The sequence below is a fragment of the Streptomyces sp. NPDC046335 genome, from assembly GCF_055587985.1.
The window spans coordinates 215877-231329 of sequence record NZ_JBVJFF010000012.1; the positions used below are offsets into that span (position 1 = coordinate 215877).

The 15453-nt window shown below is 66.6% G+C and carries 11 protein-coding genes; 3 read left to right on the forward strand and 8 right to left on the reverse strand.

Annotated elements, in window-relative coordinates; translation table 11 throughout:
- The first annotated feature begins 6 nt into the window (after positions 1 to 6).
- Genes ACZ6JY_RS29135 through ACZ6JY_RS29145 form a run of 3 tightly spaced genes read left to right on the forward strand, consistent with a single transcriptional unit; the run spans position 7 to position 2543 of the window.
- Positions 7 to 1026, forward strand: a complete 1020-nt coding sequence (locus ACZ6JY_RS29135) for a hypothetical protein (RefSeq protein ID WP_469200469.1) — start codon at positions 7 to 9, stop codon at positions 1024 to 1026.
- The gene (locus ACZ6JY_RS29140) at positions 1023 to 1541 is read left to right on the forward strand and encodes a Pycsar system effector family protein (RefSeq protein ID WP_469200471.1); all 519 of its coding nucleotides are present in this window, start codon (positions 1023 to 1025) and stop codon (positions 1539 to 1541) included. The genes ACZ6JY_RS29135 and ACZ6JY_RS29140 overlap by 4 nt, the downstream gene beginning before the upstream one ends.
- Before the next feature lie 24 nt (positions 1542 to 1565).
- Positions 1566 to 2543 (forward strand): M48 family metalloprotease, encoded by a 978-nt coding sequence (locus tag ACZ6JY_RS29145; protein WP_469200473.1) that lies wholly within the window; start codon positions 1566 to 1568, stop codon positions 2541 to 2543.
- 58 nt (positions 2544 to 2601) lie between these two features.
- Here ACZ6JY_RS29145 and ACZ6JY_RS29150 read toward each other — a convergent pair whose 3' ends face one another.
- The 8 genes from ACZ6JY_RS29150 to rplK form a co-directional block, all read right to left on the reverse strand.
- Positions 2602 to 6516, reverse strand: coding sequence for a DNA-directed RNA polymerase subunit beta' (locus ACZ6JY_RS29150; RefSeq protein ID WP_469200475.1), 3915 nt, complete (start codon positions 6514 to 6516; stop codon positions 2602 to 2604).
- Positions 6517 to 6612: 96 nt separating this feature from the next.
- Entirely contained in the window at positions 6613 to 10098 is a 3486-nt protein-coding gene (gene rpoB, locus ACZ6JY_RS29155; RefSeq protein WP_469200478.1) for a DNA-directed RNA polymerase subunit beta, read from the reverse strand.
- Positions 10099 to 10673: 575 nt separating this feature from the next.
- Positions 10674 to 11054 (reverse strand): 50S ribosomal protein L7/L12, encoded by a 381-nt coding sequence (gene rplL / locus ACZ6JY_RS29160; protein WP_160506646.1) that lies wholly within the window; start codon positions 11052 to 11054, stop codon positions 10674 to 10676.
- Positions 11055 to 11167: 113 nt separating this feature from the next.
- Positions 11168 to 11698 (reverse strand): 50S ribosomal protein L10, encoded by a 531-nt coding sequence (gene rplJ, locus ACZ6JY_RS29165; RefSeq protein WP_469200481.1) that lies wholly within the window; start codon positions 11696 to 11698, stop codon positions 11168 to 11170.
- Between the two features lie 261 nt (positions 11699 to 11959).
- Complete coding sequence (locus ACZ6JY_RS29170; RefSeq protein WP_469200483.1) at positions 11960 to 12961, reverse strand: SCO4651 family lipoprotein; 1002 nt, start codon at positions 12959 to 12961, stop codon at positions 11960 to 11962.
- Between the two features lie 122 nt (positions 12962 to 13083).
- Positions 13084 to 13986, reverse strand: a complete 903-nt coding sequence (locus tag ACZ6JY_RS29175; RefSeq protein ID WP_469200485.1) for an SCO4651 family lipoprotein — start codon at positions 13984 to 13986, stop codon at positions 13084 to 13086.
- A 176-nt stretch (positions 13987 to 14162) separates the two neighbouring features.
- A complete protein-coding gene (gene rplA, locus ACZ6JY_RS29180; protein ID WP_055547823.1) occupies positions 14163 to 14885 on the reverse strand; it encodes a 50S ribosomal protein L1 in 723 nt (240 codons plus the stop codon).
- Between the two features lie 86 nt (positions 14886 to 14971).
- Positions 14972 to 15406, reverse strand: coding sequence for a 50S ribosomal protein L11 (rplK, locus tag ACZ6JY_RS29185; protein ID WP_355803871.1), 435 nt, complete (start codon positions 15404 to 15406; stop codon positions 14972 to 14974).
- Positions 15407 to 15453 lie beyond the last annotated feature (47 nt).

Below are 15453 nucleotides of genomic sequence, written 5' to 3' on the forward strand. Positions count from 1 at the left end.
CCGATCATGGAAGACACCAGGCCCCGCCCCGACGAGCCCGACCGGACCGAACAGCCCCGCCCCGACGAACCGGACTGGATCGAGCAGCCCCCGTCACCGGCGGCGGACCAGTCACCCGATCCCGTGCTCAGGGTGTGGCAACTGCCCCGCTTCCATCTCGGCGGACGGCGCTTCTCGGGACGCATCGACCACGCGCTGGTGTTCGTGACCCGAAAGGGAACGTACGAGACATTCCTGCCGCCGACCCGTCCGGTCGGCACCAGGAGGTACGTGGCGCTGTACGAGGTGAACACGGACCCGCACTCCTTCACCCTGCGGCTCGACCTGCCCAGTACGGAGGACAGCTTCGAGTTCGAGGCAGCCGTCGACGTCACCTGGCGTGTCATCCGCCCGGACGAGTTCGTGGCCAGCCAGGAGCGTGACGTACCGGCCCTCCTGACCCGGAAACTGCTGCCGCTGCTGCGTGCGGCCGGCCGTGATCACACCATCAACGCGAGTGCGGACGCCGAGCCGGCCGTACAGCGGGCGGTGGACGCGGCCGGTGCCATCGGCGCCGCCGAGGGGCTGCGGGTCACCTGTTCCGTACGCGTACGACGTGATGCCGCCGAACGAGCGCTCCAGGAGCGGCTGCGCACCGCGCGCCACGAGGTGATGGCCGCCCGACCGGAGTACGAGGCGGCCACGGCCCGCGACCAGCACAATCGGCGGCTCATGGCCGACCAGGTCACGTTCTACACCGATCTCCTGGCAAAGGGCGGAGCCGCCGCCCTGGCACTGCACCTGGCCGAGCACCGCGGGGACACCGGCCTCGTCCTCGAACACCTCCGGGCCGACCAGTCGGAGCTGGCACAGAGCCAACTCCACTTGATCAAGCAGGTACTGGAGAGCAAGGAACTCGAAGGCTACGAGCTGGAGGTACCGCACCAACTGATCGCACAGCGCATGGCGGCCATTCTGGAGCCGGCCGACACCCCGAAGGACGGCGCCCCCTCGTCACCGCCGAAACCGCCGGAGCCGCCGGTATGACCACGGTGACTCCATCCGTACACGGCTCCGAGTTCCGTGCGGGCGCCCAGCTCCTGGCCGACCTCCGCAATGAGATCACCCGCGCCGACACCAAAGCCACCGTGCTCGCCGGTTCCCTGAGCATGTCGGCCGGGCTGCTGGGCGGGCTGCTGACGAGCAGCCGATGGAGCCCCGCCGCCCTCTCGCCCCAGGCGGGTGCCTTGTGGTGGACGGGGCTGCTCGCCCATGCCGTCGCTCAGCTCGCGCTGCTGCTCGCCGTGATGCCCCGCTACCGCAGGAGCCGGTGGCGGCCCGGCGTACCGCTGACCTACTTCGGCGACGTATACCGCGCCTCCCGGTCCGGCCGGCTCGGCACGGCCCTCACCGAGACCGGGCAGGCCACCGCCGACGGCCTGCTCACCGCCCTCGCCGAGACCAGCCGCATCGTGGCCCGCAAGCACCTGTGGGTACGCGCCGGCCTCATCGCCTTCGGCTGCGCCTCGCTGCTTCTCCCCGGATCGCTGCTCGCCAACTGATCTCCGCCCCTGGAAGGAGCGCCCATGTCCCCACCCCACGAACCCGAGAGGCCCCACCCGGACGAGATCGCCTTCCGCAAAGGGCGAGTGCACATCGCGGCCCGCCAGCGCCACGCGGACGCCTTCGCCTTCGGCAGCCTGCTGCTCCACCTCCCGCAGGTGCTCATCAGCACCGCCGTGGTCTTCGCCCTGTCGTACGCCCTCGACAGCCTCATACGCATCCCCTGGTGGCTGCCCCTGTCCTGCTGGGCGCTGAGCGGAGCCCTGGTCTTCCACCGGCCGAGTGAGCGCGCCATGGCCCGCTGGTTCTTCGGCCTCCGCCATCCCACTCCGGAGGAGCGGCGGCAGCTCTTGCCGATCTGGCGTGAGGTGACGGCTCGTGCCGGGGTGAACGGCGACGCGTATCAGCTGTGGGTCGAGGACAGCGACGACACCAACGCCATGGCAGCCGCGGGGCACATAGTCGGAGTCACCAGCCACTCACTGAGGACGCTGCCCTCCGGCCAGCTCGGGGGCGTACTCGCTCATGAACTCGGGCACCACACGCGAGGGCATGCGTGGGCGTCGCTGCTCGCCTACTGGTACGCGCTGCCCGCACGACTCGCCTGGTGGCTGCTGCGCCTGCTGGCCGCCCAGGCCGACCGGCTCTCCGCCATGGCCCGAGCGGTGACGATCGCTCTGCTGTGCGCCGCCGTGCTCGCCGCGGCCACGGCCACCTACGGCCTGGTGTTCCTGCCCCTCGCCACGCCCTACCTGGTGGCGGCCGTCGCCCGCAGGGCCGAGCTCCGCGCCGACCGGCACGCCGCCGCACTCGGCTTCGCTCCGCAGCTCATGACGGTGCTCCGCAAGGAACACGACAACCAGGAGTCCGAGCGTGCCGCGGCAGCGGCGCTGGGCTCGCCACTCCGGGCACCGGGCCTGGCCACCCGGCTGCTCTCCTCGCATCCCGACCCGCACACCCGGCTGTACCACCTCCAGGCCACTTTGGACGGGCACCGCTGACACGCCGAAGGGCGGTCACCCCAAAAGGTGACCGCCCTTCGAACCGACCTAACAGGTCTTACTGGTTGTACGGACCGTAGTCGTAGTCCTCCAGCGGCACAGCCTGGCCCGAGCCCGTCCCGAAGGGCGAGTAGTCGATGTCGTCGTAGCCGACGGCCGAGTACATCGCGGCCTTGGCCTCCTCGGTCGGCTCGACCCGGATGTTGCGGTAGCGGGAGAGACCCGTACCGGCCGGGATGAGCTTACCGATGATGACGTTCTCCTTGAGGCCGATCAGGGAGTCGGACTTGGCGTTGATCGCCGCGTCCGTCAGGACCCTGGTCGTCTCCTGGAAGGAAGCCGCGGACAGCCACGACTCCGTCGCAAGCGAGGCCTTGGTGATACCCATCAGCTGCGGACGGCCGGAGGCCGGGTGGCCGCCTTCCGTCACGACACGACGGTTCTCGGTCTCGAACTTCGAGCGCTCGACGAGCTCGCCCGGCAGCAGCTCCGCGTCGCCGGACTCGATGATCGTCACGCGGCGCAGCATCTGCCGGATGATGATCTCGATGTGCTTGTCGTGGATCGACACGCCCTGGCTGTTGTAGACCTTCTGGACTTCGCCGACCAGGTGGACCTGGACCGCGCGCTGACCGAGGATCCGCAGCACGTCGTGCGGGTTGGTGGCACCGAAGGTGAGCTTCTGGCCCACCTCGACGTGGTCACCCTCACGCACGAGGACCTTGGCACGCTTCGAGATCGGGAAGGGAATCTCGTCGCTGCCGTCATCCGGCGTGACCACGAGCTTCTTGGTCTTCTCGGTCTCCTCGATGCGGACACGGCCCGCGGACTCGGAGATCGGGGCGACACCCTTGGGCGTACGAGCCTCGAAGAGCTCGACGACACGGGGCAGACCCTGGGTGATGTCGTCACCGGCCACACCACCGGTGTGGAAGGTACGCATCGTCAGCTGGGTGCCGGGCTCACCGATGGACTGGGCGGCGATGATGCCGACCGCCTCACCGATGTCGACCAGCTTGCCGGTGGCGAGCGAACGGCCGTAGCAGAAGGCACAGGTGCCGACCGCGGACTCGCAGGTCAGGACCGAGCGGGTCTTGACCTCCTCGACGCCGTTGGCGACCAGGGCGTCGATGAGGACGTCACCGAGGTCGACGTTGGCCGGCGCGATGACCTTGCCGTCGATGACGACGTCCTCGGCCAGCATGCGGGCGTACACCGAGGTCTCGACGTTCTCCGTCTTGCGGAGCACACCGTCCTCGCCCTTGACCGCGATCTTGAGCTTCAGACCGCGCTCGGTGCCACAGTCCTCCTCGCGAATGATGACGTCCTGGGAGACGTCGACCAGACGACGGGTGAGGTAACCGGAGTCGGCGGTACGGAGAGCCGTGTCCGCCAGACCCTTACGGGCACCGTGCGTGGAGATGAAGTACTCGAGAACGGTCAGGCCCTCACGGAACGAGGCCTTGATCGGACGCGGGATGGTCTCGTTCTTCGCGTTCGACACCAGACCACGCATACCGGCGATCTGACGCATCTGCATCATGTTTCCTCGGGCACCCGAGTCAACCATCATGAAGATGGGGTTCGTCTTGGGGAAGTTCGCGTTCATCGCCTCGGCAACCTCGTTGGTCGCCTTGGTCCAGATCGCGATGAGCTCCTGCGTGCGCTCGTCCTTGGTGATCAGACCGCGCTCGTACTGCTTCTGGACCTTCTCGTCCTGCTCCTCGTAGCCCTTGACGATGGCCTTCTTGGCCTCGGGCACGACGACGTCGGAGATGGCCACGGTGACGCCGGAACGGGTCGCCCAGTAGAAGCCGGACGCCTTCAGGTTGTCGAGCGTCGCCGCCACGATGACCTTGGGGTAGCGCTCCGCCAGGTCGTTGACGATCTCGGAGAGCTGCTTCTTGCCCACCGAGTAGTCGACGAACGGGTAGTCCTCGGGCAGCAGCTCGTTGAAGAGCGCGCGGCCCAGGGACGTACGCAGCCGGAAGCTGTCACCCGGCTGGTAGGCACGCTCCTCGCCGAAGTCCTCGCCCTCGGCGCTGACCGGCGGGGTCCAGCCGCGCGGCGGGATGGTGCCCACCGGGAAGCGGATGTCGACGGTCGACTGGAGAGCGAGCTCCCCGGCGTCGAACGCCATCATCGCCTCGGCGGTGGAACCGAACGCACGGCCCTCGCCCTTGGTGTCCCGCAGCTCACCGTCGGTGGTGAGGAAGAACAGACCGAGGACCATGTCCTGGGTCGGCATCGTCACCGGACGGCCGTCGGCGGGCTTGAGGATGTTGTTCGAGGACAGCATCAGGATGCGGGCCTCGGCCTGTGCCTCTGCCGAAAGCGGCAGGTGCACGGCCATCTGGTCACCGTCGAAGTCCGCGTTGAACGCGGTGCAGACGAGCGGGTGGATCTGGATGGCCTTGCCCTCGACCAGCTGCGGCTCGAAGGCCTGGATGCCGAGGCGGTGCAGCGTCGGCGCACGGTTCAGCAGAACCGGGTGCTCGGCGATGACCTCTTCCAGGACGTCGTACACGACCGTGCGGCCGCGCTCGACCATCCGCTTGGCGCTCTTGATGTTCTGCGCGTGGTTCAGGTCGACCAGGCGCTTCATCACGAACGGCTTGAAGAGCTCCAGCGCCATGGCCTTCGGCAGACCACACTGGTGCAGCTTCAGCTGCGGACCGACGACGATCACGGAACGCGCGGAGTAGTCCACACGCTTACCGAGAAGGTTCTGACGGAAGCGGCCCTGCTTGCCCTTGAGCATGTCGCTCAGGGACTTCAGCGGGCGGTTGCCGGGACCGGTGACCGGGCGACCACGACGACCGTTGTCGAAGAGGGCGTCCACGGCCTCCTGGAGCATGCGCTTCTCGTTGTTCACGATGATCTCGGGCGCGCCGAGGTCGAGAAGCCGCTTCAGGCGGTTGTTGCGGTTGATCACGCGGCGGTACAGGTCGTTCAGGTCGGAGGTCGCGAAGCGGCCACCGTCCAGCTGCACCATCGGACGCAGGTCCGGCGGGATGACCGGCACGCAGTCGAGCACCATGCCCTTGGGGCTGTTGCTGGTCTGCAGGAACGCGGAGACGACCTTGAGGCGCTTGAGCGCACGGGTCTTCTTCTGGCCCTTGCCGGTACGGATGATCTCGCGAAGCCGCTCGGCTTCCTCATCCAGGTCGAACGACTCAAGGCGCTTCTGCAGGGCAGCGGCACCCATGGAGCCGTCGAAGTACGTGCCGAAGCGGTCACGCAGCTCGCGGTAGAGCAGCTCGTCACCCTCGAGGTCCTGGACCTTGAGGTTCTTGAAGCGGTTCCACACCTCGTCGAGACGGTCGATCTCGCGCTGCGCACGGTCGCGCAGCTGCTTCATCTCACGCTCGGCACCTTCGCGCACCTTGCGGCGTACGTCGGCCTTGGCGCCCTCGGCCTCAAGCTCGGCCAGGTCGGTCTCGAGCTTCTTGGCGCGGGCTTCGAGGTCGGAGTCGCGGCGGTTCTCGACCTGCTGACGCTCCACGGAGACGTGCGCCTCCAGGGAGGGCAGGTCGCGGGTGCGACGCTCCTCGTCCACGAACGTGATCATGTACGCCGCGAAGTAGATGACCTTTTCGAGGTCCTTCGGGGCGAGGTCGAGCAGGTAGCCAAGGCGCGACGGGACGCCCTTGAAGTACCAGATGTGCGTGACGGGTGCGGCCAGCTCAATGTGGCCCATCCGCTCACGACGCACCTTGGCGCGAGTGACCTCTACGCCACAGCGCTCACAGATGATGCCCTTGAAGCGGACACGCTTGTACTTGCCGCAGTAGCACTCCCAGTCCCGGGTCGGACCGAAGATCTTCTCGCAGAAGAGTCCGTCCTTCTCGGGCTTGAGCGTGCGGTAGTTGATGGTCTCCGGCTTCTTGACCTCGCCGTGGGACCACTGTCGGATGTCGTCCGCGGTGGCAAGGCCGATCCGCAGCTCGTCGAAGAAGTTGACGTCGAGCACTTTGTCGTCAATCCCTCTTTCGGGGTCGAGTCTCAATCATGGTCTGAACGGGTCCGGGGAGAGCCGGCCGGACACGAGGTCCGGCCGGCCAACCCGTCAGACCTCTTCGACGCTGCTCGGCTCGCGCCGGGACAGGTCGATACCGAGCTCTTCCGCCGCGCGGAAGACGTCCTCGTCGGTGTCGCGCATCTCGATGGACATGCCGTCCGAGGACAGCACCTCCACGTTGAGGCAGAGCGACTGCATTTCCTTGATGAGCACCTTGAAGGACTCAGGGATGCCGGGCTCGGGGATGTTCTCGCCCTTGACGATGGCCTCGTAGACCTTCACGCGGCCGGTCACGTCGTCGGACTTGATCGTCAGCAGCTCCTGGAGGGCGTACGCGGCGCCGTATGCCTCCAGCGCCCACACCTCCATCTCACCGAAGCGCTGGCCACCGAACTGAGCCTTACCACCCAGCGGCTGCTGGGTGATCATGGAGTACGGGCCGGTCGAACGCGCGTGGAGCTTGTCGTCGACCAGGTGGTGGAGCTTGAGGATGTACATGTAGCCGACCGAGATCGGCTCCGGGAAGGGCTCACCCGAGCGGCCGTCGAACAGCGGGGCCTTACCGGTCGGGAGCACCATGCGCTCGCCGTCGCGGTTCGGGATCGTGTGCTCGAGCAGACCGGCCAGCTCGTCCTCGCGCGCACCGTCGAAGACGGGGGTCGCGACGTTCGTGCCGGGGTCGACCTGGTCGGCGCCGATGGCCTGGAGGCGCTGCGCCCACTCGTCCGCGAGGCCGGAGACGTCCCAGCCGCGGCTGGCGAGCCAGCCGAGGTGGATCTCCAGGACCTGTCCCGGGTTCATTCGGGACGGCACACCCAGCGGGTTCAGGATGATGTCGACCGGAGTTCCGTCCTCGAGGAACGGCATGTCCTCGATGGGCAGGATCTTCGAGATGACGCCCTTGTTGCCGTGACGGCCGGCGAGCTTGTCACCGTCCGTGATCTTGCGCTTCTGCGCCACGTAGACACGAACCAGCTGGTTCACGCCCGGCGGCAGCTCGTCGCCCTCTTCACGGTCGAAGACGCGGACGCCGATGACCTTGCCGATCTCGCCGTGCGGCACCTTCAGCGAGGTGTCGCGCACTTCGCGCGCCTTCTCACCGAAGATCGCGCGGAGCAGGCGCTCCTCCGGCGTCAGCTCGGTCTCGCCCTTGGGCGTGACCTTGCCGACGAGGATGTCGCCTGCGACGACCTCGGCACCGATACGGATGATGCCGCGCTCGTCGAGGTCGGCGAGGACCTCTTCGGAGACGTTCGGGATGTCCCGGGTGATCTCCTCCGGGCCGAGCTTGGTGTCACGGGCGTCGACCTCGTGCTCCTCGATGTGGATCGAGGAGAGGACGTCGTCCTGTACGAGGCGCTGCGACAGGATGATCGCGTCCTCGTAGTTGTGACCTTCCCAGGGCATGAACGCCACGAGCAGGTTCTTGCCGAGGGCCATTTCGCCCTCTTCGGTCGCGGGACCGTCGGCCAGGACCTGGCCCTCGATCACGCGGGCGCCCTCGTCGACGACAACCTTCTGGTTGACCGAGGTGCCCTGGTTCGAGCGGGAGAACTTGGCGATGCGGTACGTGGTGTACGTGCCGTCGTCGTTGGTGACGGTGACGTAGTCCGCGGAGACCTCCTGGACCACACCCGCCTTCTCGGCCTTGATCACGTCACCGGCGTCGACCGCGCAGCGGTACTCCATGCCGGTGCCGACGAGGGGAGCCTCGGCGGTGATCAGCGGCACGGCCTGACGCATCATGTTCGCGCCCATGAGGGCACGGTTGGCGTCGTCGTGCTCGAGGAACGGGATCATGGCGGTCGCGACCGACACCATCTGGCGCGGCGAGACGTCCATGTAGTCGACGTCCGTGCCGGGCACGTAGTCGATCTCGCCGCCGCGGCGGCGGATCAGGACGCGGGCCTCAGCGAAGTGGAAGTCGTCCGTCAGCGGCGCGTTGGCCTGCGCGATGACGAAGCGGTCCTCCTCGTCGGCCGTCAGGTAGTCGACGTCGTCGGTGACCTGGCCCTCGACGACCTTGCGGTACGGCGTCTCGACGAAGCCGAACGCGTTGACGCGGCCGTAGGAGGCGAGCGAACCGATCAGACCGATGTTCGGGCCTTCGGGCGTCTCGATCGGGCACATGCGGCCGTAGTGAGACGGGTGCACGTCACGGACCTCGAAGCCGGCCCGCTCACGGGAGAGACCACCCGGGCCAAGCGCCGACAGACGGCGCTTGTGGGTGAGACCCGACAGCGGGTTGTTCTGGTCCATGAACTGCGAGAGCTGGCTGGTGCCGAAGAACTCCTTGATGGAGGCGACGACCGGCCGGATGTTGATCAGGGTCTGCGGCGTGATCGCCTCGACGTCCTGGGTCGTCATCCGCTCGCGGACGACGCGCTCCATACGAGCCAGACCCGTGCGGACCTGGTTCTGGATGAGCTCGCCGACGTTGCGCAGACGACGGTTGCCGAAGTGGTCGATGTCGTCGGTCTCGACGACGATCGACGTGCCGCTGTCGCCAACGGTCTCGGTCTCACCGGCGTGCAGCTTCACCAGGTACTTGATCGAGGCGATGATGTCCTCGACCGTGAGGATGCCCGCGTCGAGCGGAGCGTCCGCACCCAGCTTCTTGTTGACCTTGTAGCGGCCGACCTTCGCGAGGTCGTAGCGCTTGGGGTTGAAGTAGAGGTTCTCAAGCAGCGTCTGAGCGGCCTCACGGGTCGGCGGCTCGCCCGGACGGAGCTTGCGGTAGATGTCGAGCAGCGCGTCGTCCTGGCCCTGCGTGTGGTCCTTCTCCAGGGTGGCGCGCATGGACTCGTACTCGCCGAACTCCTCGAGGATCTGCTCGGTCGTCCAACCGAGAGCCTTGAGCAGAACGGTGACCGACTGCTTGCGCTTGCGGTCGATGCGGACACCGACCATGTCGCGCTTGTCGATCTCCATCTCCAGCCAGGCACCCCGGGACGGGATGATCTTGGCGGAGAAGATGTCCTTGTCGGACGTCTTGTCGATCGAGGAATCGAAGTAGACGCCCGGCGAACGGACCAGCTGCGACACGACGACACGCTCGGTGCCGTTGATGACGAAGGTGCCCTTGTTGGTCATGAGCGGGAAATCGCCCATGAAGACCGTCTGGGACTTGATCTCGCCGGTCTCGTTGTTGGTGAACTCGGCGGTGACGAAGAGCGGGGCGGCGAACGTGAAGTCGCGCTCCTTGCACTCGTCGATCGAGTTCTTGGGAGGCTCGAAACGGTGGTCGCGGAACGTCAGGGACATCGACCCGGAGAAGTCCTCGATCGGGGAGATCTCCTCGAAGATCTCCTCCAGACCGGACTTGGTGGGGACGTCCTGTCCGCTGTCCAGAGCCGCCTCGACACGAGCCTTCCACGCTTCATTGCCGAGCAGCCAGTCAAAGCTCTCGGTCTGCAGCGCAAGAAGGTTCGGAACCTCGAGGGGCTCCTTGATCTTTGCAAAGGAAATGCGCAGCGGGGCGGTGCTTGCGCCGTTGTTCGTATTCGCGGTCGAGGCAGTGCGCGAGGCGGCCAAGAGGGGGTCCTTCCGAGGGCTCGGACTCACTACGCGCGTACCGGTCCCAAGATGGACACAGGGACAGAATTCCCAGGTGAGGGAAGATTCGGTCCACGGTGCTCAAGCATGGGCATGCCCCTGGTGACGGGCAGGAGGCAGCTAACAGGCAGCGCAAAGGGTCAGTGTAGCCAAACGGCCCACTGATGTCCAGTGCGGGTTCTGGGAGACCCTCGTTGTTCTCAACCCCTGCTGCAAGCCACGTCCTCAACGCACATCGATACTGCCCTCTTCGTCGCCGATCCATGCCTCGGATGCGGATCGTTGTGACGACGCGTCCTGAGAATTGCGCGCTGCGTGCGGTTCGTCAAGGCCCCCTTGCCCCGACTCGGCCCTGAGAACGTCACCGTCACGGGCCGTCCCTAGGCACAACGAAGATCACCATACTCGTCGCGTACGACATCGCAAGGCGACCTCCACGGGTGGCCCAGGAACGCCGAAAGGCGACCACCCACATGGGTGATCGCCTTTGGCGACCCGTGCGTTACAGCGTTTCCGCCATACGTACGGTGAAGAGAGTCAGACGACTCCTGAGGTCACTTGACCTCGACGGAGGCGCCGGCAGCCTTGAGGGACTCGGCAGCCTTCTCGGCGGCCTCCTTGGCGACCTTCTCGAGGACCGGCTTCGGGGTGCCGTCGACGAGGTCCTTGGCCTCCTTGAGACCCAGCGAGGTCAGCTCACGCACGACCTTGATGACCTGGATCTTCTTCTCGCCGGCGCCGGTGAGGATGACGTCGAACTCGTCCTGCTCCTCGGCGACCTCGGCGGCGGCGGCCGGGCCGGCCGGGGCGGCGGCAACCGCGGCGGCGGCGGTGACGTCGAACTTCTCCTCGAAGGCCTTCACGAACTCGGAGAGCTCGATGAGGGTGAGCTCCTCGAACTGGGCGAGCAGGTCTTCCTGGCTGAGCTTCGCCATGATGGGCGATCCTTCCACTAATTCGGCTGGTGCCGGGTGTATATGAAGGCGGGCGTACGTTCGGCCCGCTGCGACCGTCTCCCTAGCGGGCGACGATCAATGCGCGAGCCGAATTACTCGGCACCGCCCTGCTCGGCCTTCTTGGCGCGAAGCGCTTCCGCGGTGCGGACGAACTTCGACGGCAGAGCCTGGAAGAGCTGCGCAGTCTGCGTCTGCTTGCCCTTCATGGCACCGGCCAGCTTGGCGAGCAGAACCTCGCGGGACTCGAGGTCCGCGAGCTTCTTGAACTCGTCGGCGGACAGCGCCTTGCCGTCAAGGACACCGCCCTTGATGACGAGGTTGGGGTTGTCCTTGGCGAAGTCACGAAGACCCTTCGCCGACTCCACCGGGTCACCGGTGACGAAGGCAACCGCCGTCGGACCCGTGAACAGGTCGTCCAGCGTGTTGATCCCGGCCTCGTTGGCCGCGATCTTGGTCAGCGTGTTCTTCACCACGGCGTACTCGGAGTTTTCACCGAGGGAACGGCGCAGCTGCTTGAGCTGGGCCACGGTGAGACCCCGGTACTCGGTCAGCACGGCGGCGTTCGAGCTGCGGAACTTGTCCGTGAGCTCGGCTACCGCGGCAGCCTTGTCGGGCGTCGGCATAGAGCGTCGGCCTCCTTCCGGGTGATGAGGACCGCTCAGAAGGGGCCGACAAAACGAAACGCCCCGGCGCAGGCGCACGGGGCGTGAACTCGACCGGATCACAATCGATCCGGGAGTGCTTCCTCGGTCACCTGCGCGGGTCGTCCGCCGTCTCAGCGGATCCTTCGGCCACCGCCCCCTCTTGCGAGAGCACGGCAACGACCAGCGGTCTTTGGCTTCTGGGGAAGCGTACGCGAACGGGTCCGCGTCAGGCAAATCCGGTCAGACGCCGCTCTCCAGACCCAGGGCGTCCGTGTCCGAGGTGTCGCCCTCGCCGAGCTTTCCGAGCTCCTTGAGCATCTCCATCAGGTCGAAGGTCTCACCGGCCGGCGGGGCGGTCACCTTCGCGGCGGTCCCGTAGTCGGAGAACTTCTGGGAGGTCTTGACCGTGCCCTCGGGGCTCTTGATGTCGATGTCCATGCGGACCGGGTAGTCGTCCTCGTTGACCCAGACCTCGGTGTCGTAGCCCTTGATGCCCGACTTCTCGATGTTCTTGAAGAGCTGGTCCTTCTCGCTCTTGCTGAGCACGTCGTCGAGGGCGTCGTTCGTCTCCATCATCTCCTTGACGGTGAGACGGCCCTTGTAGCGCTGGGTCTTCGCGCCGTCGACCTCGGCGGAACCGGCGTGCTTGAGGTTCGGGGACTCCAGGAGCATCGCGAGCTGCTTGGACGGGTCCTGGGACAGGCTGTCCAGGCTGCCGGTCATCTGCTTCATGAGCTTGTCGTCGCCGGACTGCTCGGCGATGGCGCCGAGGTCCATCTTCATCCAGCGCTTGCCGCCCATGTCCTTGGCGGCCGCGGCGCCCATGTCCGCGTAGATGACGTCGTCGCTCATGAGCATCCGGATCTTCTCCGGCGCGTCCGGGTCACCCTCGGTGAGCGCGGAACCCGACATCGTCATGTCCACGACGGTGGGGTCCCAGCCCATGACGCCGGACATCTTCATCTCGCCCGACCCGCCCATCGCCTTGCCCATCTTGCCGGGCGGCGTGGTCATGGTCATCTGCACCTTGGCCGACTTGGCGGCCGTCGTCTTCTTGTAGGCCGCCGTGATGACCTCGGTGACCTGCGACTGGGACTGGATCCCCCCGGCCTTGTCGCCCTTGTCCTTCTCGCCGTCCGAGCCACCACAGGCGACCGCGCCGGTACAGAGCAGCGCGGTGGCGAGCACGGCGCCCGCCACCCTCTTGCGGCCCTGGTTCCCACGTACGACAACAGCAGTCATGACCCCACCCCTAGGAACGCATGATCGAAACACACGTCATCGACACAAGTACTGGTAGCCGAGAGTACCCGAGGGGTGGGCAGGCAGCTTCTGGATATGCCCGGGATACGCGGGCCCGGTGCCTAGGCCGCGGGCTGCTTCGCCATGAGGTCCTTGAAGCTCATGGTGTCGGAGGCCGGGGGCTTCTCGACGGAGAGCGGCGTGCCGTAGTCGCTGTAGTAGGCGGTCTGCGAGAAGGGGCCTGTCTTCGTGTCGGCCTTCTCGATCTTCTTGACGAGGAGGTCGTCGTCGTTGACCCAGATGTCGATGGTCTCGGTCTCCATGCCGACCTGCTCGAACTGCTTCTTCAGCTCGGACATCTGGTCCGCGTCCAGGTCCGTGTTCTTGGCGGTGAAGTCCGCGATGTCGACCTTGCCCGAGTAGTGGGTGGCATTCGTCCCGCGGACCTTCTCCTCGCCCACGCGCTTCACGTCACCCGAGGCGAGCAGCATCTTCACCGACTGGTTCGGCGTGCTGTTCTGCATCTGGTCCTGGAACGCCTCGCCCGCGGCGCCGCTCATCTCGGCCAGCGTGTCGTAGTCGTACTCGACCCAGTGCTTGCCGCCGCCCGCCTGGGCCGCGAACGTGTCGCCCATGTTCGCGTAGAAGCCGTTCTTCAGGTAGCGGTAGTCGAGCTTGGACTGGCCGAGCTGCTTCATCTGCTGCGCCTGGGCGCCACCGGTGAAGGAGACCGTGACCTCGCCGGTGATGCCGTCGGACCAGCCCATGACCCCCTTCATGTCCATCGTGGCCTGCGAGCCCATGCTGGTCGTGCCGTCCACGCGGGCGGTGTCCGCCTTGTCGGTGGACTTCTCGACCGTGCGCAGGGCGGCTATGGGGCTGACCTTGATGCCGCCCTTGTCTTCCGCACCGCCGGCCTTGTCGGAAGAACCGTCCGAGTCGCCCGATCCGCAGGCTGCCAGGCCCGTCAGCGCGGCGGCCACCGCGATCGAGAGGCCCGTACGCCGCAACGTCGTGCTGTTCATGTAGTCCCACCCCTTGACTTGATCGACGACCCGCACGCTAGCGCAAGCCACTGACACACGTATCCATATGCCCGCACACCCGCGTGTGCCCCGTACGAAAACAGGACGGGCCCCGCACCTCGAAAGGTTGCGGGGCCCGTCCACAGAACGCGTGCGCGACGCGGCTGCCGTCAGGATCAGACGGCGGCCGGGTCCTCCTCGACGAGGAGGTTGCGGGTGCGGTTCGAGTCCAGCGGAATGCCGGGGCCCATCGTGGTGGCGATGGCGGCCTTCTTGATGTAACGACCCTTGGCGGCCGACGGCTTCAGACGGAGGATCTCCTCCAGGGCCGCGGCGTAGTTCTCCACCAGCTTGGTGTCGTCGAAGGACACCTTGCCGATGATGAAGTGCAGGTTCGAGTGCTTGTCGACGCGGAACTCGATCTTGCCGCCCTTGATGTCGTTGACAGCCTTCACGACATCGGGGGTCACGGTGCCGGTCTTCGGGTTCGGCATCAGACCACGCGGACCGAGCACGCGGCCGAGGCGGCCGACCTTGCCCATGAGGTCCGGGGTGGCGACGACGGCGTCGAAGTCCAGGCGGCCCTTCGCGACCTCGTCGATGAGCTCGTCGGCGCCGACGATGTCGGCTCCAGCGGCTTCCGCGGCCGCAGCACGGTCACCGGTCGCGAAGACCAGGACCCGGGCGGTCTTGCCGGTGCCGTGCGGGAGGTTCACGGTGCCGCGGACCATCTGGTCGGCCTTGCGCGGGTCGACACCCAGACGCATGGCGACCTCGACGGTGCCGTCGAACTTGGTCGAGGAGGTCTCCTTGGCGAGACGGACGGCCTCGAGCGGGGCGTACAGCTTCTCCCGGTCGATCTTGGCGTCCGCAGCGCGGAGAGTCTTGCTGCGCTTCACTTCTGCTCCTGTGTTGGCTCAGGTACGGAGTCGTGGTGCGGGCCGGCGCGTGGCCCTACCACTGAGAGGTCAGACGGGGAAGGGTCTCAGCCCTCGACCGTGATGCCCATGGAACGGGCGGTGCCGGCGATGATCTTCGACGCGGCGTCCAGGTCGTTGGCGTTGAGGTCCTCCATCTTGGTGGTGGCGATCTCACGCACCTGGGCCTCGGTGATCTTGGCGACCTTGGTCTTGTGGGGCTCGCCGGAGCCCTTCTCGACACCAGCGGCCTTCAGGATCATCTTGGCGGCCGGCGGCGTCTTGGTGATGAAGGTGAAGGAGCGGTCTTCGTAGACCGTGATCTCCACCGGGATCACCCAGCCACGCTGCGACTCGGTCGCGGCGTTGTACGCCTTGCAGAACTCCATGATGTTGACGCCGTGCTGGCCCAGCGCGGGGCCGACCGGCGGAGCCGGGTTGGCCGCGCCGGCCTGGATCTGGAGCTTGATGAGCCCCGTGACCTTCTTCTTCTTGGGAGGCATTGCTCTCTCCGGGTCCTAGTGAGAGTTTTCAGCCAGCCATCCGGTCA